General features: G+C 61.6%; 18 protein-coding genes. 11 read left to right on the top strand and 7 right to left on the bottom strand.

The features are described from left to right. Positions 1-86: 86 nt before the first annotated feature. Both yghU and ACH6CX_RS14030 read right to left on the bottom strand, forming a co-directional pair. On the bottom strand, positions 87-962 hold the full coding sequence (gene yghU, locus ACH6CX_RS14025; RefSeq protein WP_334078817.1) for a glutathione-dependent disulfide-bond oxidoreductase: 876 nt from the start codon (positions 960-962) through the stop codon (positions 87-89). Between the two features lie 169 nt (positions 963-1,131). Next, entirely contained in the window at positions 1,132-1,677 is a 546-nt protein-coding gene (locus tag ACH6CX_RS14030) for a GNAT family N-acetyltransferase (protein ID WP_396675583.1), read from the bottom strand. Between the two features lie 259 nt (positions 1,678-1,936). Between ACH6CX_RS14030 and ACH6CX_RS14035 the strand changes: the two genes are divergently transcribed. Then, positions 1,937-3,241, top strand: coding sequence for a lipase family protein (locus ACH6CX_RS14035; RefSeq protein WP_232941036.1), 1,305 nt, complete (start codon positions 1,937-1,939; stop codon positions 3,239-3,241). A gap of 55 nt (positions 3,242-3,296) precedes the next feature. On the opposite strand, the gene ACH6CX_RS14040 is transcribed toward ACH6CX_RS14035, so the two are convergent. Then, positions 3,297-6,182, bottom strand: coding sequence for a hypothetical protein (locus ACH6CX_RS14040; protein ID WP_396675585.1), 2,886 nt, complete (start codon positions 6,180-6,182; stop codon positions 3,297-3,299). Between the two features lie 413 nt (positions 6,183-6,595). On the opposite strand from ACH6CX_RS14040, the gene rsxA reads away from it, so the two are divergent. The 9 genes from rsxA (at position 6,596) to ACH6CX_RS14085 (ending at position 18,182) form a co-directional block, all read left to right on the top strand. Beyond that, on the top strand, positions 6,596-7,171 hold the full coding sequence (gene rsxA / locus ACH6CX_RS14045) for an electron transport complex subunit RsxA (RefSeq protein WP_232941032.1): 576 nt from the start codon (positions 6,596-6,598) through the stop codon (positions 7,169-7,171). Between the two features lie 9 nt (positions 7,172-7,180). Continuing rightward, complete coding sequence (rsxB, locus tag ACH6CX_RS14050) at positions 7,181-7,771, top strand: electron transport complex subunit RsxB (protein ID WP_232941030.1); 591 nt, start codon at positions 7,181-7,183, stop codon at positions 7,769-7,771. Positions 7,772-7,839: 68 nt separating this feature from the next. Next, entirely contained in the window at positions 7,840-9,954 is a 2,115-nt protein-coding gene (gene rsxC / locus ACH6CX_RS14055) for an electron transport complex subunit RsxC (protein WP_334078834.1), read from the top strand. Then, a complete protein-coding gene (rsxD, locus tag ACH6CX_RS14060; RefSeq protein WP_334078820.1) occupies positions 9,954-11,009 on the top strand; it encodes an electron transport complex subunit RsxD in 1,056 nt (351 codons plus the stop codon). Before rsxC ends, rsxD begins: the two co-directional genes overlap by 1 nt. Further along, positions 11,009-11,689, top strand: coding sequence for an electron transport complex subunit RsxG (gene rsxG, locus ACH6CX_RS14065; protein WP_232941027.1), 681 nt, complete (start codon positions 11,009-11,011; stop codon positions 11,687-11,689). Before rsxD ends, rsxG begins: the two co-directional genes overlap by 1 nt. Before the next feature lies 1 nt (position 11,690). After that, the gene (locus ACH6CX_RS14070; RefSeq protein WP_232941025.1) at positions 11,691-12,404 is read left to right on the top strand and encodes an electron transport complex subunit E; all 714 of its coding nucleotides are present in this window, start codon (positions 11,691-11,693) and stop codon (positions 12,402-12,404) included. 165 nt (positions 12,405-12,569) lie between these two features. Next, positions 12,570-13,277 (top strand): TetR/AcrR family transcriptional regulator, encoded by a 708-nt coding sequence (locus ACH6CX_RS14075; RefSeq protein WP_232941024.1) that lies wholly within the window; start codon positions 12,570-12,572, stop codon positions 13,275-13,277. A 134-nt stretch (positions 13,278-13,411) separates the two neighbouring features. Beyond that, entirely contained in the window at positions 13,412-15,658 is a 2,247-nt protein-coding gene (locus ACH6CX_RS14080) for a transporter substrate-binding domain-containing protein (protein ID WP_396675589.1), read from the top strand. Between the two features lie 184 nt (positions 15,659-15,842). Next, positions 15,843-18,182 (top strand): transporter substrate-binding domain-containing protein, encoded by a 2,340-nt coding sequence (locus ACH6CX_RS14085; protein WP_396675591.1) that lies wholly within the window; start codon positions 15,843-15,845, stop codon positions 18,180-18,182. Between the two features lie 63 nt (positions 18,183-18,245). Here ACH6CX_RS14085 and ACH6CX_RS14090 read toward each other — a convergent pair whose 3' ends face one another. After that, a complete protein-coding gene (locus ACH6CX_RS14090) occupies positions 18,246-19,397 on the bottom strand; it encodes an SO2930 family diheme c-type cytochrome (RefSeq protein ID WP_232941020.1) in 1,152 nt (383 codons plus the stop codon). Beyond that, entirely contained in the window at positions 19,390-20,697 is a 1,308-nt protein-coding gene (locus ACH6CX_RS14095; protein ID WP_232941019.1) for a parallel beta-helix domain-containing protein, read from the bottom strand. The genes ACH6CX_RS14090 and ACH6CX_RS14095 overlap by 8 nt, the downstream gene beginning before the upstream one ends. A gap of 259 nt (positions 20,698-20,956) precedes the next feature. On the opposite strand from ACH6CX_RS14095, the gene ACH6CX_RS14100 reads away from it, so the two are divergent. Beyond that, positions 20,957-21,514, top strand: a complete 558-nt coding sequence (locus tag ACH6CX_RS14100) for a hypothetical protein (protein ID WP_232941018.1) — start codon at positions 20,957-20,959, stop codon at positions 21,512-21,514. A 66-nt stretch (positions 21,515-21,580) separates the two neighbouring features. Here the strand turns inward: ACH6CX_RS14100 and ACH6CX_RS14105 are convergent, their stop codons facing one another. Together ACH6CX_RS14105 and ACH6CX_RS14110 are read right to left on the bottom strand one after the other, a co-directional pair. Further along, positions 21,581-22,177: a Yip1 family protein gene (locus ACH6CX_RS14105; protein ID WP_232941017.1), complete on the bottom strand. Its 597-nt coding sequence runs from the start codon at positions 22,175-22,177 to the stop codon at positions 21,581-21,583. Positions 22,178-22,673: 496 nt separating this feature from the next. Next, positions 22,674-23,741 (bottom strand): branched-chain amino acid aminotransferase, encoded by a 1,068-nt coding sequence (locus tag ACH6CX_RS14110; protein ID WP_396675594.1) that lies wholly within the window; start codon positions 23,739-23,741, stop codon positions 22,674-22,676. Positions 23,742-23,951: the final 210 nt, after the last annotated feature.

Here is a 23,951-nt window from a genome sequence, read left to right on the forward strand (position 1 = left end):
AGAATTGGGACCAGGAAAAAGCGGTAGGAGCTTGCCCTGGCAAAGGCGGCGGGCCGGGGTGGCCGCGCCGCCGGTTGGGGCAGGAGTCAGGCCTCTTCTTCGGCCAGCTTGTCCTGGGTGCGGGTGGCAAAATCAGCGGCATCGTGCCGTTCCCGCAATTGCCCACTGGGTTCGCCCCAGGTGCGGTTGACCATCTTGCCCCGCTGCACTGCCGGGCGCTCGCCAATCTCATCTACCCAGCGATTTACGTTGCTATAGGTGTGCGCCTCGAGGAACTCAGCAGCGTCGTAGGCCTCGTTGCGCACCACCGCTGCAAACCACGGCCAGATGGCCATATCGGCAATGGTGTAGCCACTACCGGCCACATAGCGGTGATCGGCCAGGCGCCGGTCGAGCACATCCAACTGCCGCTTCACTTCCATGGTGTAGCGATTGATCGGGTACTCATACTTTTCCGGCGCATACGCGTAGAAGTGCCCGAAGCCGCCGCCCAACAGCGGGGCGGTGCCCATCTGCCAGAACAACCAGTTGAGGGTCTCCGTGCGTCCCGCCGTGTCCGCGGGCAGGAAAGCATCGAACTTCTCCGCCAGGTAGAGAAGGATAGAGCCGGACTCGAATACCCGGATTGCCGGGTCGCTGCTGTGATCCACCAGGGCGGGGATCTTGGAGTTCGGGTTGATGTCCACGAAGCCGCTGCCGAACTGGTCGCCCTCAAGGATATTGACCAGGTGGGCGTCGTACTCGGCCCCCTCGAAACCCGCGGCCAGCAGTTCCTCCAGCATCACGGTTACCTTGACGCCGTTTGGTGTCGCAAGTGAATAGAGCTGCAGGGGATGCTCACCCACCGGCAACTCGCGCTCGTGCGTGGGGCCGGCCACGGGGCGATTGATATTGGCAAACCTGCCCCCGCTACCGGCATCCCATTTCCAGACTCTGGGCGGGGTGTAGGTGGTGTCGGACATACTCTTTACTCCTGTGAATGGATTGCGGACGGATTCGACAGTCCGGTTAGCCGCCTCGCCGGTTGTCGAAAGCTGGCCGGGATATCTACGGTGCGGGTCGGCAAACAGACCTTCAAGGGCCAACGGCAAGCGGGCAACCGAAATGACGCTTCTTTACGGAAACCCGCAATCAACCAGCAGGATCTGGCAACCCATGCGAAGGCTGCGGGCTCTCGATTCCAGCGATATCCAGTAACCGCTGCCAGTATCCCACATCGACCCACTGGCCGAATTTCCTGCCCACCTGCTCGAAGTGGGCCACCTTTTTCATACCAAAGTGCTCATGCAGGGACACACTGGCCGGATTGGGCAGCGTGATGCCAGCGATTACACAATGTACCGGGAGAATCTCCAGCCTCCTGAACAGGGCATCGTAGAGGCGCCTGCCCCAGCCACAGGACAGCTCGGTGTGCGCAACATAAACGGTAATCTCCACCGAGTGGCGGTAGGCGGAACGGGCTCTCCAGCCGGTGGCATAGGCGTAGCCAACCAAATCATCACTGTCGTTCTCGGCCACCAGCCAGGGGAGGTCCTGTGCGGCGGTGCCGGCGAACCGCTCCCGCATCGCCTGCTCCGAAACTGGCTTCTCTTCGAATGTGGCAAAGCTACTGGAGATGTAGTGGTTATAGATATCTGCAATTGGCCGGGCATCGGCATTATCGACGTTTCGGATCATGGATTGCTGTCCCTGTAAGCGGCAGGCCATTCAATAATTTTTTCCAGCTTGGCAAGTATGCATGCCTAAAAGAATTCAACAACTTACCCTGCTTTCCTGAAGGGCTGGATAATGTTCTGTGGCGATAACCAGCCAGGCGGCACTTTAACCACGACGTAAACCGGTTAAACTCAGCTAACCTGCTGGCCACTGCCACAATAATACGTGCTGCCACTGCAGCCCCCGTGCCGGGAGCAGATGATAATCAAGGAGAATAGCCGTGGATTACTTCGAGGGAATGAAACGCCTGCCGGGCCTGCCCATGGGCCGCGCCGCCTACAGCGATCGCATGGCCTATATCGGTGCCGAGCTGTCCAGGCTGGTCTACGAGCCTTTTACACCCGATGCTGACCTGACTGGCCTGCTGCACAAGCTGGGCAAATGCAGCAATGATACCGAGCGCCGGGAAGTCCTGGCCGCCTGGAGCAGCCACCTGCACAGCAATAGCTGTGGGCTCGAACCGGATATCCGCCATATTCTGCAGGACAACAACTTTGAGCCGATCAATTTTTATGATGTGTCAGAGACCCAGGCACTGCTGGCACAAATGGATGGCGGCGGAGGCCATAAAGTACTGGTGCTGTGCTTCCGCGGCACAGAATTGAATGCCTGGGACATCATCACCGACCTGCGTTTCCCACTGATGCCGGCCGGCAACCAGGGGCGGGTTCATACCGGTTTCAAGCGGGCTTTCGAGAATGTCCGCGCCCAGATTGAAAATGACCTGCTGAAAAGAGCGCAGTTGCCCCTGTACATTTTCGGCCACAGCCTCGGCGGCGCGCTGGCGCTTATCTGCACCAGGGAGCTGAACCCGGACGGTGACGGTGCCACCTATGTCTACGGCTGCCCCCGCACCGGTGACCAGCCTTACTTTCGCCGGGTGAAAACCCCCATCTACCGACTCGAGATGGGCGGCGACCCTGTGCCGATGGTTCCGTTCGGTTACGGGTTTGGTGCTGTGCTCGCCCTGCTGCGCCTTATCCCACTGAACGGTACCTTGCACCTGGCCCGCTGGCTGCGCCAGAAGGTGCTGGGCTATTACCACACGGGATTCCGGGTGTTTATCAAGCATGCGCCCAACGATCCCGATGAGAACAATTTCGGTTTCCGCAAAATGCGTGTGGATTTCTCGGCGAATATCTTCTGGCGCATGCAGAGTATCTGGCGCGCCTGGCTCAGCACCCTGCCCGACGTAAAGGGTGTGGCCGGTTTCCACTCCATCCGGCTTTACAGCGATATGCTGCAGGCCCATATGCTGCGCCGCAACCTCAACCTGCTGCGGTCCGCAGCCGTGCCCACAAGTTCACCGGAAACCGTGCCGGTGGAGGAAGCCACCCGGGAAACCGCCGCCCCGGTAGATTCTGGCCCGGCGGACAGCGCCCGGAAAAAGACCACCGCAGGCAAGGCACCGGCGAAGAAGGCCACAACCACGCGTAAACGCAGGACTGCAACCTCCGGCAAGTCGCCGGCACCGCGCAAGCAACCGGCGCGAAGTAAGGAGACTGAAAGCGAGACCGAGGACTGAGCCGGAACTACCGCTTAATCACCGGCAATTCCGCTCCCAGCCAATCGGGCAATGTTCAGCTATAGAGCCGCAGGGACTGTGGCTCTCCCTCCAGTTCCATCACAATCGCGAGGGGTGGATCGCCATCCATTCCCGCAGCCCGCGCCAGCAGGCCGACAAATGCCATGGTCTGTTTTGACATACTGTCGGCAGGGTGGAACAGGAAATGCTGTTTTACCCGCAACCAGCGGTGCAGGCAGAACGCCAGCAGGCGGTTGTCCCGGTCAAGCCCCGTCCCGTCCCCGATGCCATTACCAGCGTGGTAGTGCTGGTGCAGTTTGCGCAGTATCAATGCCCAGCTCTTGGCAAACAGATGCATGCGGCGGGCATCCCGCAGGCCACGGGAGTCCAGGCTCCGCACCTGGGGGTTTTCCAGGCAATTGGCAAACGGCGCGGCAAAGAAATCATCGCGGCCCGACAGGGGCCGGTCCTCACTCCGCGGGCCGGCATTGAATTCAGTGAAGAGGCCGATGGCCCCCTCATAACGGCGATAGCGTCGGTGCAATTGCCGCACTGCCCGGCAGGCAATTGCCTGGCGGTTTTCACTGATCACGTCAAAGTCCCGCAGCGCCTGTAATACATCAGATAGCAGCTGGGTATCAGAGGTATTTCCCGGATCCGCATAGTTCAGCAGGGATTCCAGCGCCTCTCCCTCCAGCGCAAGCCGGGCCTCAATCCGTGCATTGATAAACCCGCTACCCGCACGTTCCTGCCACTGGCAGTAGCCCTGTACGGCAAGCCGGCCCGCTTCCGGCGACAGCAGGCCGCCCGTTACCAGGGTATCGACAAACATTTCCAGCTCATCGAGCTGCAGTCGCTCATCACGCTGGGTGACGGTGAGATTAAGGGGCAGGCTTCGCTGCCCACCGCGACGTATATTGAGCAGGGACAGGAAGCCCGCTGATTGCTGTTCACGGATACCGTCCAGTGCCCGCTGCACTTCCAGCCGCGACTGGATGGCAACATTACCCGCCAGGTCCTGCTCCACCTGCACACGACTGTCGACGATCGACAGGCTACCGAGGGACAACCCCAGCAACGCCATCTCACTGCCGCGGGTTTCCCGGCGCTCCAGCAGGTCGCTGGCACTGCCGGCAACCAGTTCCAGGCCCGGCAGGGACTCCGCAGTCCCGTCCACCAGCGCGGCCAGCGCCTCCAGGTCACCAGAGAGCAGCCGGCGATAGAGCTCGGAACCGGCTGCAGAGCCCGGTTCCAGGCGCAGCTCGATTTCCGCTTCCTGCCGGCGCAATCGCTGTTCCCGCCCGAGGACTGTTAATTCGATCCTGCGCCGTGCCACGGCCTCGATCTTCGCGGCCAGTGCGCGAATACGCGCGTCGATTTTCTCCAGTGCCGCGCGGACACCGGCCAGTGCCGCGTCCAGCTGACCGGAGGCGGACTCTACTGCGCTGGCGACACTGCCGCCCAGTCCGGCCAGCTCATCCACCAGGGCCCCGGCGGCATCCGCCGCCTGCTCCTCAACCGTTTCCGCCAGCTTGCCCTGCAGCGAATCCAGCAATCCATGAACCTCGTCGGCAATACGCCCGCGCAAATGCGGGGGTACCCCGGCAGGCAGGGCCTCGATAACGGCGGCCGCCCCCTCGCGGGCCAGCGCCGGTTCCGTGGCGCGACTGAAAACCCCCGGGCCACTGTCCAGCCAGCGCACCAGTTGCTCCGCCACCGATTGCCGCAGGCTATCCTGGTCCGTTTCGGCACCGCCGGCCAGGCGCAACAGGGTCTGCAGGTCCGGGTCCGTCGTCACGTTGGCCACCACAGCATCCAGCAGCTCGCGGTACTCTGTCTGCAGCAGGTCGCCCGGCTTCAGGTACGCACCAAAGCGCTGGTAGAGCGACTCGTAGTCGCGAAGACAGGGCTCTACCAGGCGCTCACGTACCTGGTCCACCAGCCCGGAAATATCCAGTTGGATACCCAGCCCGGCACTGCCACTCCTTTCACTGCCGCGGATGCGCCGGATCCGCAGCGCCAGTCGCCCACCTTCCGGCCAGGCGGTAAGTTGCAATTCCCGCTCTGCCCGGTAACTGGCAGACAGAGTCAGGCCCGCATCCGCCACAACCGCCCCGGTGGCCGACAGCAGGCTGTACTCCAGCTCCAGCCCGGCGTCCAGGCGGCCGGCGGACTGCCAGTGCAGTGCGGCCAGGTCGTCGGCGGCGGCAATTGCTTCTATATCGAAGGGGGATGGCAGCTGCCGCAGGCAGGTGGCGGCGGCGGCAGCGAAGCGCGCGCCCGCGGGCACATGGAACCAGTAATCGAGCCGGCCATGGGCTTCACCGTCGGCATGGGCCACGATGCCGCCCGACGGACCGCCACCCGACACATCACCGCCCAACTGCCCCCGAGCGTGCAACTGGCCCGCCAGGCCGATCCGCAGTGGTTCCAGGCCGGCGCCCGCGCCGACAGCAGCTACCGGCATGAATTCCGGCCGGTCGCAGGCCTCGAGCTCGAGTTGCGCCCCGCCCTCTCCACCCACGGCCAGTGTTGGGCTGCCGGCCGGCAACGCGGCTTCTGTGGCGGCAGAGCTATCCAACAGCTGCAGTTGCACCAGGCCCGGATCATCACCTGCGCTATCGGCAAAACTGTCCACCCGCCGCAATAGCCGGCGCAGCGGTGCCGGCACACTGTCGGCATAGGCGCCCCGCAGGCTGGCAGCCAGCTGCGCCAGGGGCGCCGGATCGATATCCAGCTGTTCCAGCCGCGGGCGCTGGGAGTCCAGCTCATCCTCCAGGGTAAACAGGTAATCCAGGGGGGAGCTGGCGGCAGTGCCGCTCTGCAGGTCCGGCCAGTGGCGTTGCAGGCCATCCAGGGCCAACAGCAACTCCACCTCTTTATCCAGGCCAAGACTTTCGAGTACTTCACCGGCGGGGGACCGGCGCGAGAGGAAATCCATGGGGTGCTCCTTGCAGGTTATTGTTATACAGAGTGAGAATAAGCCAGTGGTGGAGACAAAAGCCAGCAGCCGCGGGGCCTGTCGACAAGCCCGTGTTGAACCCCCCATAGGACTCACCCATAATACCGCCCCTGCGCGGTATGCCACCGCACCCCTCTCCCCCGGCCCTCGTCGCGACGCGGCCCCGTGCGCGGGAGTGGGGTAAACCAGTGCGAGTGGCCCAGGCGGAACGTCATGTAACAGTTCGCTTCGCCAGAACGCCCAGCTCTGCGTTGAGAAAGCCTGAAATAGAACCACTATTCCTGCGCTTCCTCGCCTTGACCTGGACGCTTTGGCTATGCTCCTTTGTTACCGAACTTTCCGATTGGACCACCGGGCTTCGACAACCAGCACCAGGCCAATCCCGGAGAACCATGACCGAATTTGCTGTCATCCTGCTGAGCACCATTCTGGTCAACAACTACGTGTTGGTGCAGTTTCTCGGCCTGTGTCCTTTTATGGGCGTCTCCAACAAGCTGGAGACCGCCGTAGGCATGGCGGGCGCCACCACCTTTGTGCTTACGCTGGCGTCCATCTGCTCCTACCTGGTCAATACCTACCTGCTGGAGCCGTTTGATATCGGCTACCTGCGTACCATCTCCTTTATCCTGGTTATCGCGGTGGTGGTGCAGTTCGCGCGCATGTTTATCGAGAAAACCAGCCCGCTGATGCACCGGGTGCTGGGGGTCTTCCTGCCCCTGATCACCACCAACTGCGCAGTGCTCGGCGTGGCACTGCAGAACACCATGAAAGCGCACAACTTCGTGCAATCCACCCTTTATGGCTTCGGTGCCGCGGTGGGCTTCTCGCTGGTACTGATCCTATTTTCCGCCATGCGCGAACGCCTGTTCGCGGCGGACGTCCCCACCCCGTTCCGCGGTGCTGCCATTGGCATGATCACCGCCGGGCTTATGTCGCTGGCCTTTATGGGCTTCAGCGGCCTGGTATAGGGGGGCAGCATGCTGGACTGGTTACCCGAAATTTCCACTCCCCTGCTCGTGCTTGGCGGCATGTCGCTGGTATTCGGCGCCCTGCTGGGCTTCGCCGCCGTGCGCTTCCGGGTCGAGGGCGACCCGCTGGTGGAGCAGGTGGACGCCCTGTTGCCACAGACCCAGTGTGGCCAGTGCGGCTACCCTGGCTGCCGGCCCTATGCCGAGGCCATCGTCCACGGCGACAGCATCAACAAGTGCCCGCCGGGTGGCCAGGGCACCATCAACGAACTGGCCAACCTGCTGGATGTGGAGCCCCTGCCCCTGGACGCCGAGCACGGCGTTGAGGACGTCAAGAAAGTGGCGTTTATCCGCGAAGCGGAGTGCATCGGTTGCACCAAGTGCATCCAGGCCTGTCCGGTAGATGCCATTGTCGGCGCGGCCAAGTACATGCACACCGTTATCGAGGATGAGTGCACCGGCTGCGACCTGTGCGTCGAGCCGTGCCCTGTGGATTGTATCGATATGGTGCCGGTGGAAACCCCGTTGCAGGACTGGCACCCGCCCAAGCCGGCTGATGGTGTGGAGCTGATTGCCAGCGACAGGAGGGATGTGGCGTGAGCCCAGAGCAGTTGAAGTCATCACGCGAATCCGCCGACGAACGTCGCGCCGCCCGCGAGGCACGCCTGATCGCGCGCGAGGAAAAGCGCGCGCTGGAACCAAACGACTTTCCCGGCGGCATCCACCCGCCGGAGAACAAGCACCAGTCCACCGGCGAGCCCATCGGCACGATTCCGCTGGCAGAAAAGCTGGTGGTCCCACTGATCCAGCATACCGGCGCCGCCGCCATCCCCCTGGTGAAACTGGGCGACAGGGTACTGAAGGGCCAGCTGATCGCCGAGGCCGACGGACTGATCAGCGGCAATATCCACGCCCCCAGCTCCGGCACCGTAGAGGCCATCGAGCCCGGCCCCATGCCGCACCCATCCGGGATGACGGTGGATACGATTACCATCCGCACCGATGGCGAGGACCGCTGGTGCGAGCTGCATCCCTGCGAGGATTTCCGCAAGCTGGCACCGGTGGAACTGCTGGAGAAAATTCGCGACTGCGGCGTTGCCGGCCTCGGAGGTGCGGGCTTTCCCACCGCGGTAAAGCTGGATCCCCACGGCGGCACCGGGATCGACACCCTGATCATCAACGGCACCGAGTGCGAGCCCTACATTACCGCCGATGACATGCAGATGCGCGAACGCGCCGGGGAGATCATCGCCGGCGTGGAGATGATGGCGTATATCCTCGACGAGCCGGACCAGGTCCTGATCGGCATCGAGGACAACAAGCCCGAGGCAATCGAGGCCATGCGCGCGGCTGCCGAGGGCACCCGTTTCGATATCGTCGTCTATCCCACCAAGTATCCCTCCGGTGGCGAGAAGCAGCTGATCCAGATACTTACCGGCCGCGAGGTCCCCAACCGGGGCCTGCCGGCCAACGTGGGGGTCATCTGCCAGAACACCGGAACTGCCAGGGCCGTCTACCGCGCGGTGCGCTTCGGCGAACCCATGGTCAGTCGTGTCACGACGGTGGTGGGCGAAGCCCTGGAGCGCAGCCGCAATATCGAGGTGCCGCTGGGCACCCCCATCCGCCATATTCTCAAGCACCACGGTGTGCACCGCGGCCTGATGCAGCGGATCATCCACGGCGGCCCCATGATGGGCTTCACCATCGAGGACGACAGCACGCCGGTGATCAAGACCACCACCTGCCTGCTGGTACCCACCGACAGTGAATTGCCGCCCCCCCCTCCGGCCCAGGCCTGCATTCGCTGCGGCTTCTGTGCCGAGGCCTGCCCGGCCTCTCTGCTGCCACAGCAGCTGTACTGGTACGCGCGCGCGGACGATCGCGAAAAACTGCAGGCATATAACCTGTTCGACTGCATCGAGTGCGGCGCCTGTTCCTATGTCTGCCCCAGCACGATACCGCTGGTGCAGTATTACCGCGCCGCCAAGGGCGATATCCGCATCGCCGAAGAGGAAAAGGAAAAGTCCGATCGCGCCCGCGAGCGCTTCGAGTTCCGCAAACTGCGACTGGAAAAAGCCGAGAGGGAAAAGGAAGCCAAGCGCAAGGCCCGCCGGGAAGCCGCAGAACTGGCGCGCAAGCAGCGCGAGCAGGAAGCGGCATCCAGCGGGGACAAGGCCGCCGACGAGGAGGCCGATGTGGTGGCCGCGGCGCTGGCCCGGGTGAAGGCGAAACAATCGTCGCCGGAGCAACAGCTGGCCCGGGCCAGGCGCTCACTGACCAGTGCCGAAAGCCGTGTCGAGCGCATGCAGAAAAAGCTCGACGCCGCCGACGAGGGCCAGCGCGACCAGCTGGCGGCGCAGCTGAAGGAAGCACAGCTCAAGTTGCAGGAAGCCCGGCGCAAGTTTGCCGAAGCCCAGGCCAAGTCCAGCCCCTCGGCGGCCACCGACGCTGCAGAGGCGCAGGCCGGCAGCGCCGCGGCGGGGACAAAGGGCAGCGGTGACAGCAACAAGGATGCGTCCCCGGGAGAAAGGTCCAGGGCACAGGAAGCAATTGAAAAGGCCAGGGCAGCCGCCGCGGCGCGGGCCAACATGGATCCGGCAGAGAAGCTTGCCGCAGAGGTCGAGGCCCTGAAGGCCCGCGTGGCCAAAGCCGAGGCGCGATTACAGAAGGCGCGGGAAGAAGACGACCAGAACGTCGATGCCTTTGCTACCGCACTGGAGAAACTACAGGACAAACTGGACCAGAAAATGCGCCAACAACAGGAACAGGGCGGGGATCAATAATGTCACTGATGCGCATGTCCTCACCCCATGCCCGCTCCGGTGACCGTACCGCCGGTGTGATGCTGCAGGTCGCCGCAGCCACCATCCCCGGCGTGCTGGCCCTGGTGCTGTATTTCGGTATCGGCGTACTGATTAATATCGCCCTGTGCACCGTCACGGCTCTCGCGTGCGAGGCGGCGATCATGAAACTGCGCAATCGCCCGGTGGCCTTTTACCTCAAGGATTACACCGCGTTTGTCACCGCGCTGCTGCTGGGCATTGCCCTGCCACCCTACTGCGCCTGGTGGCTGCCGGTGGTGGGCAGTGCCGTAGCGATCGTGCTATCGAAACAACTCTATGGCGGCATGGGCTACAACCCGTTTAACCCGGCAATGGTGGGTTATGTGGTGCTGCTGATCAGCTTCCCGCTGGCGATGACCCGCTGGGTGGCGCCGGGTGAGCTGATTCAGGGCACCCCCGGTCTCGGCGAGGCCTTTTCACTGGTGTTCGGCAATTACAATGTCGACGGCTTCACCCGTGCGACCCCACTGGAAATCGTGCGGCTGAACGACTCGATCCTTCTCGAGCAGCTCTACCAGATGGAGCCCATGCTGAACCTGGGCACGGTGGCCGGTCTTGGCTGGGAAACCGTCAACCTGGGATTCCTGCTCGGGGGCCTGTTCCTGCTTTACCGCGGCGTGATTAACTGGCACGCCCCGGTGGCGATGCTGGCCACCCTGACCCTGCTGTCGCTGCTGTTCTATGACAGCGGCAGCTCGCTGAGCGAGGGCTCCCCCGCGCTGCACCTGTTCTCTGGTGCCACCATGCTGGGCGCTTTCTTCATCATCACCGACCCCGTGAGCGGCGCCACCAGCAACAAGGGCCGGCTGGTGTTCGGCGCGGGCGTGGGCCTGATAACCTTTATCATCCGGGCCTGGGGCAGTTACCCCGACGCCGTGGCATTTGCCGTGCTACTGATGAACTTTGCCGCGCCCACCATCGACAACTACACGCTGCCACGCACCTACGGCCACAAGGCTCCACGCAAGGCCACCGAAGGCGAGGAGGAGCAGTAATGCTGAAACGCTCCATGGCCAGCAATGCGGTTATCCTGGCACTGTTCGCCCTGGTGACCGCGGGCACCCTGGCAATAACCCAGATCACCACCCGCGAGCCCATCGAGCGGGCCATTCGCGAAGCCTCGGCCAAGGCACTGCTGGAAATCATCCCGCTGGACCGTCACAGCAACGACATGCTGGTGGACACCTATCCCATCCCGCGCCAGTACTGGTCGCGCCTGGGCCTGAAGGACGGTGGCGATATCAACCTGGCGCGCGAGGAAGGCCGTATCAGTGCAGTCATTATTCCCACAGTCGCGCCGGATGGTTACGGCGGCCCCATCAACCTGCTGGTGGGCGTCAACCGGGACGGTACTGTTGCAGGGGTACGGGTAACCAGCCACAGCGAAACCCCGGGCCTGGGCGACAAGATCGAGGTCAAGAAAAGCGACTGGATCCTGGGCTTCAATGGCAAGTCGCTGGGTAACCCACCGCGGGGCCAGTGGAAGGTACAGAAGGACGGCGGAGCCTTCGACCAGTTCTCCGGCGCCACCATCACCCCGCGGGCCGTGGTGACACAGGTGCGCGAGGTGCTGGATTTCGTCGCCGAACACCGCAAGGAAATTTTCTCCGCGCCCGTTTCCGAGCGTGCGGTGGAAGTTGAGCAGCCCACCGAGTCCGGCCAGGAGGAGCAGTAAGATGGCAACACCCGGCTATAGCGAGATCAGCCGCAACGGCCTGTGGAACAATAACCCGGCCCTGGTACAACTGCTGGGCCTGTGCCCGCTGCTGGCGGTTACCGGTACGGTGGTCAATGCGATCGGCCTGGGCCTGGCCACCATCGGTGTACTGACCTGCTCCAACCTGGCAGTGTCCATCGTGCGCCGGCAGATGCCGGAGACCGTGCGGCTGCCAGTGTCGGTGATGATCATTGCCACCTTTGTGACCTGTGCTGAACTGCTGATGAAGGCGTTCACTTATGAGCTCTACCTGGTGCTGGGCATTTTTATCCCGCTGATTGTCACCAACTGCGCAATTCTCGGCCGCGCCGATGCTTTCGCCAGCAAGAACCCGGTCCTGCCGTCGGTGGTGGACGGCTTCATGATGGGGCTGGGCTTTATGGCGGTGCTGATTGCGATTGGGGCCATCCGCGAAATACTGGGCCAGGGTACCCTGTTCGCGGACATGGACCTGTTACTGGGACCGGTCGCCAGGGACTGGGCCATCCCGGTACTGGGCAGTGACTACCCGGGCTTCCTGGTGGCGGTACTGCCGCCGGGCGCTTTCCTGGTGGCCGGGCTGCTGATCGCGGCGAAGAATGCCATCGACGCGGGCATCGAGCGCCGCCGCAGCCAGCAGGTAAGGATCGTCCCCGGAGCCAAACGGGTGCGCGTTACCGGCAAGATTTCCTGAGATGCACCAGCAGCGAGCATCGGCCACATGGGGTGTAAGACACTGTAAGCTGGTTGGCACCACATTCGTCCAAATGGCGCTAGTCACGGGGCCCAATTTGGCTAGAATGGTACGCCCGATCAGGGGAATGATCGGATATGTACACAATAAAAAGGGATTACAGCCATGACAATGGACAGTGGAAAGTCTGAACTCGTATATCACGGCCGCCGCGCCCAGCGCGCCGACAGCCGCCAGCGTCGCAAGGCGATTCTGGAAGCGACCCTGCGCCTGATCGTCAAAGAGGGCATCCGCGGTATTCGCCACCGCGCCGTTGCCCGCGAGGCCTCCGTGCCGCTCGCCGCCACCACCTACTACTTCAAAGACCTCAATGACCTGATCAGCGACGCCTTTACCTATTTCGTGGAACAGGGGCTGGAGCACACGCGCCAGCTGCAGGAAGACAGCTTCGCCGCCGCCCGGGCCCTGTCGGAAGAGGAGCGCGCCTCTGCTGGCGGGCGAAAACTGCTGACCCAACAGCTCACCCGCTTTATCCTCACCCACGTGCGCTCCCAGGCCAGCCAGCGCGACTTCCGCCTGATCGAGCTGGCATTCCGCAACGAGGCCCTGCGCAATGAGCAGCTGACACGGGCCATCCGCATGGCCAACCAGGCCAACCAGGCACTGATCGAGGAGTTCTTCCAGCTGCTCGACGTTGCCGACTCCGAGGCCGCAGCCCAGATCACCATGGGCACTATCCTCAACCTGGAATACCAGATCCTCTGCGGCGCGGTGGATATCGAGTCGCCACTGCTCGAGCGCACCGTCACCATGATGATCAAGGGACTGATCCCGGCCATGGCCACCGCCAGCCAGCCGGTCGCCCTCGACTGAGCACCCCGCGGCCACCTGACCAGCCAGTTTCCTGAAGGCGCCCCGCCCCGGCGGGGCCGCTCACCTGACTTCCCCCCACCACCGTCGCAGCCGGCTAGGCTCAAGGTAACACTCTGTAAACGTGCCATTTAGCCATGACACCCAGCTGGCGCTTACTGATCGCAATAGCCATCGCCCTGCTGCTGAACAGCGGCTGTGAGCGCAGCGGCCAGGACACTGACCAGCCTCCCGGGTCCGGCAGCGGCCCCGCGGCGCCTGTGCCCGGCAATCTCGATACCATCCCCATCGACCTGTACGACAACTACACCGAGACCGGCGACCTGGCCGCGATTGAGAAGCGCGGCCAGCTCCGCCTGCTGGTGGATCCCAGTCGTTCCGCCGCGCTGCACCGGGAGGCGACGCAACAGGATGTGGAAATCGAGCAGGCCCGCCTGATGGCACGTCGACTGGGCCTGGAACTGGTGATTCTCGAGGTGCCACAGTTCAGTGACCTGATCCCCATGCTCAATGCCGGCAAGGGTGACCTGATCGCCAACAACCTGCTGGTCACCGATGCCCGACAAGAGCAAGTCGACTTTTCCAGCCCCACCGCCGAGACCGAGGTCGTCCTGGTGTCGGCAACAGACACGGCGGATGTTGATGGGCAGAGTAGCCTCAGGGGCAAAGTCCTGGTCGTCACCGCCGGCACCGAATTCGAGCGCCAGGCGCAGGATTTCGCGCAACAGCACCCCCGGGTGGAAGTACAGGTACGCGATGACAATTACATCGACCTGCTGGTGGAGGTGGCCAGCGGCGACGCGGACTTCACCATTGTCGACCGCCAGGCGCTGGGCCTGGTGCAACAGTTTCGCGATAACCTGAAAGCCAATCGTGTATTTCCCGGCCAGCGCCAGCTTGCCTGGGCCATTCGCAAGGACTCCCCGCGACTGCTGGAGGCCATCAATGAGCAGGTGCGGCTGGTGCGCCTGACCCGGCCCGGCGAGCGCTCTGTCGGTGACCTGGAGGCGATCCGGGAGCGCGGGGTGATCCGTGCCGTCACCCGCAACCACCCGGGCACTTACTTTATGTGGAAAGGGCAGATCCTGGGTTTTGAATTCAGCCTGCTGGAGAACTTCGCCAAAACGCTCGGCGTGCGGCTGGATATTACCGTGGCCGAGAACCACGAGGATTTTGTGCGCCTGCTCCGTAATGGCGATGTGGATATCTCGGCCAGCCTGCTTGCCATCACCAGGCGCCGGCAAGCGGAGGGCATGGCATTTTCCGACCCCTACCTGACAAGCCCCACCGGTATCGCTGCCCGCAGCGGCGCAAAGCTGGCCGCAGTCAAGGACCTCGCCGGTCAGACGGTGTGTGTGCGCCGGGCCAGCAGCCAGTACCAGGTGGCAGAAGAGCTCAAGCAGCAGGTGCCGGACATGAAAGTCGAGGAGGTCCCTGGTGAGCTGGATATCCAGCAGGTCATCGACAAGGTGGTCGACCGGGAATGCGACCTGGCTATCGCGGATGAAATCTCCGTACGGCTCGAGCAGGCCTGGCGGGAGGATATCGTATTCGCCCTGCGGCTGCCGCGGGAAGAAAACCGCTACGCCTGGATGGTGCGGGAGTCCAACCCCCAGTTACTTCGGGCCATTAACGAGTTTTTCGCCGAGCCCAGCACCGATGACAGGATCCCGGAACTCTATGAGCGCTACTTCAATTCCCCCAAGCGCACGCGGGTAGAGATCGAGGAACTCAATCGCAGCGGCCAGATATCCCCTTTTGACGATATTGTGCGCCGCTACGCGGAGCAGTTCGACTTCGACTGGCGACTGATCGTTGCGCAGATGTACCAGGAAAGCAATTTCGACCCCGACGCCAGGTCCTGGGTGGGTGCCAGGGGGTTGATGCAGGTGATGCCGAATACCGGCAAGCAGGTGGGCGTGACCGACCTTTTCACCCCTGAAAACAGTATCCGGGCCGGCACCAGGTATATGCGCTGGCTCCATGACAAGTTTGACGACAAGGGCATCAACCAGGAGAACCAGGTCTGGTTCACCCTCGCCTCCTACAACGCCGGCCTGGGTCATGTCTACGACGCCCAGGACCTGGCCGAGCAGAAAGGCTGGGATCGCAGGGTCTGGTTCGACAGTGTGGAAAACGCCATGTTGCTGTTGTCGGAAGAAAAATATTTCAAACAAGCCCGTTACGGTTATGCCCGGGGACAGGAGCCGGTGGATTACGTGCGCAAGATCGAGGCGCGCTTTCGCTCATTCGTCGCCCTCCTTGAGGCACAGGAGCGCCGCAATAAACAGGGCACCCGGTTAAACCCACGGACATACCTCTTCACCAGCCGGGTCCGCTATCGCGCCAACAATGCCCCGGCGCTGCCCCTGACTAGACTGTAATCAACGAAGCAAGCATCGACCGGTATAAAACTTAATGCGGTTCACTCTTCCCTGGTTCTCGTTCAGTGTTCTTTTCATAACATTCCTGCTCGCCGTTGGCTGTGGAGGCGACCGCGAGCACTCTCAGCCCGGTGAAGCCACAGAACCGGCTACCGGACAGGAGTCCGCGGAAAGTGGGAGCGAGTTGGCGACAGCAGACGAAGCGGAAGGGGGAACGGCGCCACCAGTAGAGGAGTCACCAGAGCCTGCAGAAAACGCTGTATCTGGCGAGAGTGAAAAAAAAGCCGGCAAAAAGGGGAAAGTCGCAGGCCTGTGGGACCGCTTTGCAAAGCGGGTGGCCGGCAAGGGCGACCTGCGGCCGGAAGCCGCCTGGTCACCCGAGACTACCGGCGAATACCCCATCGGCGCCTATGACAACTACATAGAGACCGGGGACCTGGATGCCATCAGGAAGCGCGGCAAGCTGCGTATCCTTGTTGATATCACCAATACCGACTCCCTCCACCGGGCGGCCACACCACAAGACATTGAGATCGAGCGAGCCAAGCGAAAGGCGGAAATACTGGGCCTGGAGCCGGTTGTGCTTTACGCGGAAAGCTTCGACCAGCTGATACCCATGCTGATAGAGGGCAAGGGGGACATTATCGCCAACAACATGGTTCCAACCTCCGAGCGTCGCGAGCTGATTGATTTCAGCATTCCAATAGCGTCCACCCATGACACCCTGGTCTCCCGGACCGATATGCCTGATATCAAGGCAGGTGAGTCACTAAAAGGCAAAACCCTACAGGTAACCAGGGGCACAGTATTTGAGCAGCGGGCCCGGGAACTGGCAAAGAAGCATCCCGGTCTCAAGGTTGAAGTTGTCGACACCAACTACGTCGAACTGGCCCTGGAGGTGTCCATGGGGCATATCGATTTCACCATTATCGACGAATTGATATTTGGCCTGGTAAGCCAGTTCCGTGACAACCTCAAGAAAAATATTGTCTTCGAGCGGGAAGACCAGCTGTCAGCGGGCATCCGCAAGAACTCTCCGCAGCTTAAAAAGTTTATCAACGATGCCATCCGTAATATCAAACTGACCACCCCCGACCAGCGCTTTGTCGGTGACCTGGACCAGATCAGGGAGCGCGGTGTACTGCGGGCTGTCACCCGCAACCATCCCGGCACCTACTTTATGTGGAAAGGCCGGGTGATGGGTTATGAATACGAGATGCTGCAGAGATTTGCCAAGGATCTCGACGTGCGCCTCGAGATTATCGTGGCGCCGAAGCACAGTGACCTGCTGGATTACCTGAAAGAAGGTAAAGCCGATCTAACAGCCAGCCTGCTGACTGCTACCGATGCACGCCGGCAGAGCGGGGTTGATTTTGGCCCCGCCTATATGGAAGAGAAAGTCAGTGTCGTCGGCCGGTCAGGGGAAACCATCGAGGATATTAGTGAACTGGAGGGGCGCACTATCCATGTTCTGGAATCCAGCAGCCAGTATGAAGTCCTGGTGGAAATCCTGGACCAGTACCCGGACATCGAGGTGGAGCTGGTCCCGGAGGAGCTCACCATCCCCCAGATTCTCGACCGGGTTGCCGAGGGCGATTACGACCTCACAATTGCTGATGATATAACGGTGCGCCTGGAACACCACTGGCGCGACGATGTGGACAACCTGATCGACTTGCGCGTGGAGGATAATGTTTACGCCTGGGCGGTACGGGAGAGCAACCCGCAATTGCTGGAGACGATACACCAGTTCTTTAACGATGAAGAAATTACCAAGCTGCGAAAAACCCTGTTTCACAAGTACTTCGACGAGCCCAAGCGCACCCGTGACGAAATCAAGGGGCTGAGCGAGAAGGGCGAAATCTCCCCGTTCGACAATATCGTCAAGAGGTACGCCAAGGAGTATGACTTTGACTGGCGCCTGGTGGTCGCACAGATGTTCCAGGAAAGTAGTTTCAACCCCGGGGCCAAGTCCTGGGTAGGCGCGCGCGGCCTGATGCAGGTGATGCCGGATACCGGCAAGCAGGTAGGCGAGACCAAACTGTTCGATCCGGAAACCAGTGTGCGTGCGGGCCTGAAATACCTGCAGTGGCTGTACCGCAAGTTCGAGGGCAAGGGTATCAGTCCCGAGAACAAGATGTGGTTTACCCTGGCCTCCTATAACGCCGGCCTGGGCCATGTCTATGATGCCCAGGACCTGGCTGAGGAAAAAGGCTGGGAGCGCAAGGAGTGGTTCAACAACGTCGAGAAAGCCATGCTGCTCCTCTCGCAGGAGAAGTATTACAAGAAGGCGCGATATGGCTATGCCCGGGGCCGGGAACCCTATGATTATGTGCGCAAGATTGCCGCCCGATTCCGGACCTATGCCGCCCTGCTGGAGGCATTCGAGCGGCAGCAGCAGGTGGGGGCCCTTAGCTGCACTGCTCTCCCACTCTGGCTAACCACGCACCTGGGCGGGCTGGCACATATCGCCGAATGTCGCGAGCCGAAAGGCGAAGGCGTGGCACAGGTTCCCGCCCAGTAAAAAAGCCGGCGGAATGACCGCCGGCTTCATTGTTGGCACCCGACATGGGTCCGGCAGGGGTTGTCAGCTGCAGCTGCCCCCCATCGAGGCCACCCACTCCCGCAGCAATGCCGTACCTTCCTCGTGCTCCAGGCTTCGACCCAGTTCCGGCATCATGGCACCGGGGTTGGTGGTCTCCACCCGGAAGTTGAGGATGGATTCCTCCGGCTCACCCGGGACGATGGCAAACCGGCGGTTGCCACTGCCGGTGCCCGCCGCCACCGGTGGTTTGCACAGGCCCAGCTTGCGCCGGTCGGACTCCTGGTGATCCAGCATCAGCCCCGATGTATCGGCGGCGCCCGCCGGGTTGTGGCAGTGGCCACAGTTGATATCCAGGTAGGAACGGGCGCGTGCCTCGAGCGGCTCGCTGCTATCCGTGAAATCCACGTTGCGCGGTACCGCGGTAATCTCCGGCAAACCACTAAGGTAACCCACCTGCTGCCAGTGCAGCAGCTGGTTGCGCGCGCCGTCCGCGTAGGCGTAGTCCTTGTTCAGGTGACGCGCGCGCGGCCCCAGCGGCATGATGGCCTTGTCGGTATGGTTGTCCGCATGGCAGCCGGCACACTGGTTCGCATCCGGCACCACATAAGTAAAACCCGCATCCTCGATTTCCCCGCTTACCAGCTGCAGGCGACTGGCGTCTCCGGCTATTTCCAGCACCGCTTCGGTCTGCTCTGCGTTCCATACGTAGGGCAGCGCCTGCCAGCCGTCCGCGCGCTTTACCAGCAGGCGGGTTTCCATCAGCCGCACATTGTCCAGGTTCAGGGCCTCACCGGTCCGGCCGGCGACGTAATCACGGCTGTAGTCATCGGTGCGCAGCACAGCGTCCTGGATGCCGCTGGTATCCCGTGGGTAGTAAAAGGTCTTGCTCAGAACCGTCCCCACCGGGTATTCGAAACGCTCGTCCGCGTACTCCGCCGAGCTGCCCGGGGGCATCCAGACCGTACGCAATTTGTGGGCATAGTCGGTGAAGAGCGCAGTATTCAGGTCATAGGGAAGCACGCCATCGTTCGGCAGTAACTCACCGTCGATGGCTTCCACAATATGCCAGTCACTGAGCTTGTCCGGAACTGCATCGCGCTCGAAAACCGCCACCGGCTCTCTCGGTGCTTCACAGCCGCCCAGGGCGGCTGCAAAAATCGGGGCCAGCACCGCGCCCCACAACAGCTTACGCATCTTCCGCCTCTAGTTTTGCCATATCGGTTTTTTCCGGCTCGGCCTGGTCAAATTCCAGGACCACCTGGGGCAGCTTCTGCAGGGCACACTTGTGCGGCGCAATATCAGTGGAGATATTTTTAAAGTCGTTGGAGGCATCGATATTGATAATGCCGGCATCACCGTTGTCAATGCATAGCTTCAGGGATTCCGGCAATGTGCCATCCACCAGCTTGTCACTGTTCACCACGCCATCCCAGAGGATATCCGGCAGGCTGCCACCCAGGCCGAACTTGGCCAGCTTCAGGGCCTTCAGCTCGATGTGGTCAGGCGAGGTGCCACCACCGGTAAACTGGTTGTCATAAATAAAGATACCCTCGGGATAGGGATCAAACGCTTCCTGGGTGGATTTATCGGAGTAGTAACCGGCTGTGTAATAGCTGCTGACGATAATATTCGCCGTATCGTTATCCGCGATCTCGTTGTTGAAGATCTCCACATTGTCATTGGAGTTGATCACGATACCGGATCCGGCCGGCACTGCCGCTACCGGGGTGCCCTCGTGGCCGAAGTTTCCGGTATTGTTCTCAAACACACGGTTGTCGTAGACACGGGTGCTGTGTCCCGGCTGCGGCAGGTTGGGCATGTTGAACACCAGGATGCCGCCGGTATTGTTGGTGGCGATATTGTCGTAGACATCGGCACCGATGGTGTTTTCAATTTCGATTCCGGCAACATTGAACTCGGCGCGGTTGTTACGCACGATCACATTGCGCGACTGGCCCACATAGATTCCAGCGTCCGATGCACCAATAGCCACATTGCCCTCGAGCAGGGTATTTTCAGTCTGCACCGGGTAAATACCATAGGCACCGTTTTCCGTCGCGGGGCCATTGGTCCACTCCACCCGGACATTGCGGATAACGATATTCTCACCCTCATTGACCTTCAGTGCGTCACCGATGGTGTCCTCGATCGCCAGGTCCTCGATGGTGAAATCACTGGCATTCACCAGCAGGCCCTCGGCGCCCTGGATCTGGTCCTTGAAGGAAAGGACGGTTTTCTCCATACCGGCGCCACGGATGGTCACGCCATCCACATTCAGGGACAGGCTGCGATTCAGGGCGAAGTTCCCGGCCGGAAGCTCGATCACATCCCCCGGCTTGGCTGAGATCAGTTGTTTCAGTAATTGCTTCTGGAAGTCCGCGCTCGCTGACGCCGCGGCTGTTTCCGGGTTATTCCCGGCGGGATTCTTGTCCTGGGAACAGGCAGCAGCCAGCACTGCGGCCAGCGCCAGCCCCATGTAGGCAGTGGTCTTCATGTGAATTTCCTTTTATTCAGGTTCTTCTGTTATTCGAGTTATCTGCATGCCGGGCCCGCGCTCCTGCCTGGCCCCAGCCCGGCCACACTGCAATTGGTACACATGTACCAACTAACAACCGCAGTAACTGGCGGGGCTACAAACAGGCCAATCCTAGCCCATTCGCGGACATCACGGCAATAAGGTCCGGGCCCTGACCTTGCCGCCCAATCAAGGGCTGTGTATCGTCTGCACAGTCACTCGGAAAGAGCCGGCCACCATGAAACTGCGACTACTTTCAGGCGCACCACCAGATCCCGGTCCCGTGAGCCCTGTGGGGCACAGCCCTTTCCCCATTCGCCTGACCCTGCTTCTCACGCTGCTCTGCACCCAGGCCCATGCCAGCGGCACACTGCAACTGAAGCTGCTGACCGAAACCGGGGATGCGTTCGAGGTTGAGCAGGAAGTTACCGGCAAGGAGCAGGAGTTTGCTTCGGGAATTCTGGATCGGGAAGCCCCCGTACGGGAATACCAGGCAATCAAGTGCGATGGCCCCTGGGGGGCAGTCAGGTACCGCATGGCCCTGCCCAGCGGCCCCGGCTACCAACTGGAGCTGGGGCGGGACACGATCCTGTTGCGGATCGTGGAGCACGGGGTGGTCAGCGAGAACCGCAATATCGAGGCTATGAAAATCCACTGCCGGGATACAGAACCCCGCGCGGTGATCAAGTCCCTCGTTGAAATCCAGCTGGACCGCTACAGCGCCGAAGCCCGGGAACTGCTGCTGCCCAACGGCTACCGTATCGAGTACAGCTATCTGCCGGACGCAGTCGAGTAACCAAAAACGGCGCCCTGGGGCGCCGTTTTCTTTTTCTCCCCCGACTTGGAGCCGGGCCAGTCCCACTCAGTGGAATACCGGCGCGGAAACGAAACTCCAGAACAGCACCGTCCCCACCATCACTACCACCGCCATCACCAGCGATACGGTAACCACCGCGCTGGCAAACAGGAAGCCGCGCTCTTCAGATAACCCCAGGACAATCGGGAGACCGGTATAGAGCAGGTACACGGCATAGGCAACCGCGAGCATCGCAATCAGGATATCCAGCCACAGCACGGGGTAAAAACCTGCCAGGCCGGCAATGAAGATGGGAGTGGCAGTAAACCCGGCAATGACCATCCCTTTCATGGGGTAGGTGTCAGCACCGTAGGTTTTGGCCATCCAGTGAATGAAGTAACCGACGCCGATCACTCCCAGTACCATGGCCAGGTAGAAGGCGCCTACCAGTGACAGGGCGCTCTGGCTGGTGACCCGCACCGGCTCGCCACCGCCCACACTCCAGCCGATCTCGGTGGTGCCGTAAAACCAGGCCAGGGCCGGCAACAGCGCCAGGACAATGGCATAGGGAATATGCCGGCGCAGGCCTTTCTCAGACAGGCTCCCGATTTGCTGCCACTGTTGCCGGGGGTGTACCAGCATTCCGAACATGTAGCTCAACATCCCGTTTCTCCTCACTCAACGTAAGGAACTGTCCGTCAAGGCGCTACTGCTTCAGTACTGCTTTTACTTCCTCTGATCTATGCGTGTTTAAGGCATATTGCGCCGCCCCGCCAGCGGTCCCCGGGGGACCGCTTCGCGGGACACAAGACGGCCGGGGATGACCGATCTCAATTTGCTCTGGATACGTCTTGTCAAAGTGAGGAATACCACCAGCGGTCATTCCCTAAGTTCCAGCTTGTTTTTATTCTCACGTCCAGTTGTATCACTACCGGCATACAAGTCAACGGCTGTGCTGGATTAAGCGCAATCGGCTGTGATGACGTTTCTTCAGGAAACAGCCCCGGACAACTGTGCTACCGATCAACCCGGCCCCGTCGGTAGTGGAATGTGGCAGGGGGCCGACAGGGAAACTGGCGCAGGAAGGAGAAGCCCCGGAGCTTCCACCACCGGGGCCATGCCATGGGGGGCGGACTGTCAGCGGTGACAGCCGCGTGCTTCAGACTTCAACCGGGGACACCGGCTGCATCCAGCCAAAGCGGTCATCCGCCCTGCCCTCCTGGATATCCAGCAAAGCCTGGCGCAGGTGCTCGGACACAGGCCCCGGTACCTGCGCCAGTTCATACTGCTGGTCACCGTCGCCGAAGACGCTGATGGGGCTGATAATGGCTGCAGTGCCACAGGCGAAGGCCTCACTGCAGGTACCGGACCTGACCAGCGCCAGCAGGTCGTCGATATCGATGTCGCGCTCGTGCACGGTGTAGCCCTGGGATCGCGCCAGGTCAATCAGGGAGTCCCGGGTAACACCCTCGAGAATCGAGCCATTGAGCTTCGGTGTGTGCAGCTCTCCCTCCATGACGGCAAAGAAGTTCATGCCTGACAGCTCGTCCACCGTATGGCGGTTGCCCGGGTTGAGCCACAGGGACTGGTCGTACCCGCGGGCTTTCAGCCGCGAGATACTCAGTAGCGATGCGGCGTAATTGCCCCCGACCTTGGCATCGCCGGTGCCACCCACGGCAGCGCGGGAATCCTCCCGCTCAACCCACAGGCGCATATGCCCGGCATGATAGGCCGCCGAGGGACTGGCAATCACATAAAATTCATAGGAGGTGCTCGCCGACACGCTCAGGTCGGGCTGCGTACCGATCAGGAAGGGGCGCAGGTACAGCGACTCGCCGCTATTGGCCGGCACCAGGTTCGCGCAGTAGGCGGCAACAGTACGGACACCATCCATGAAAAGGGCCTCCGGTACCGGCGGCATGCACAGTCGTTCCGCTGAGTGCGCCATCCGCTCAGCATTGCGCCCGGGGCGGAAGAGGCTCACCCCGCCGTTGCCGGTGCGATAGGCTTTCATCCCTTCAAAACAGGACTGGGCGTAGTGCAGCACCTTGGCCGCCGGATCCAGCGCCAGCGGCGCATAGGGCACCAGCTCACCGCTGCTCCAGCACCCGTCCTGGCAGACGGCACGAAACATTACCGGCGCCATCACCGTGCCAAACCCGAGCCGCTCGGGCATTTCAAACCCCCGCAGACTGCTGGCCACTGCCGGGTCAATATAAATGCTCACTGGGAGACCTCCTGTATCAATGCTGTGCCGATTATGGCCCCTGCCGAGATTGAATCCAAACCCTCTTTGCTGCCAACAAGCAACCTGCGCAAAACTTTGAGCGTTAACGGTCATTTAATAGGAGAGCTGTCTTCCGGAAAGGATCGACCATCGCAAGCTGACCACGCTGAGAACCGCGGTCACTTCGCTGCAGAAGTGACGCCGGTATCA

Origin of the sequence: Microbulbifer sp. JSM ZJ756, assembly GCF_044383805.1 — a bacterium.
Classification (GTDB): domain Bacteria; phylum Pseudomonadota; class Gammaproteobacteria; order Pseudomonadales; family Cellvibrionaceae; genus Microbulbifer; species Microbulbifer zhoushanensis.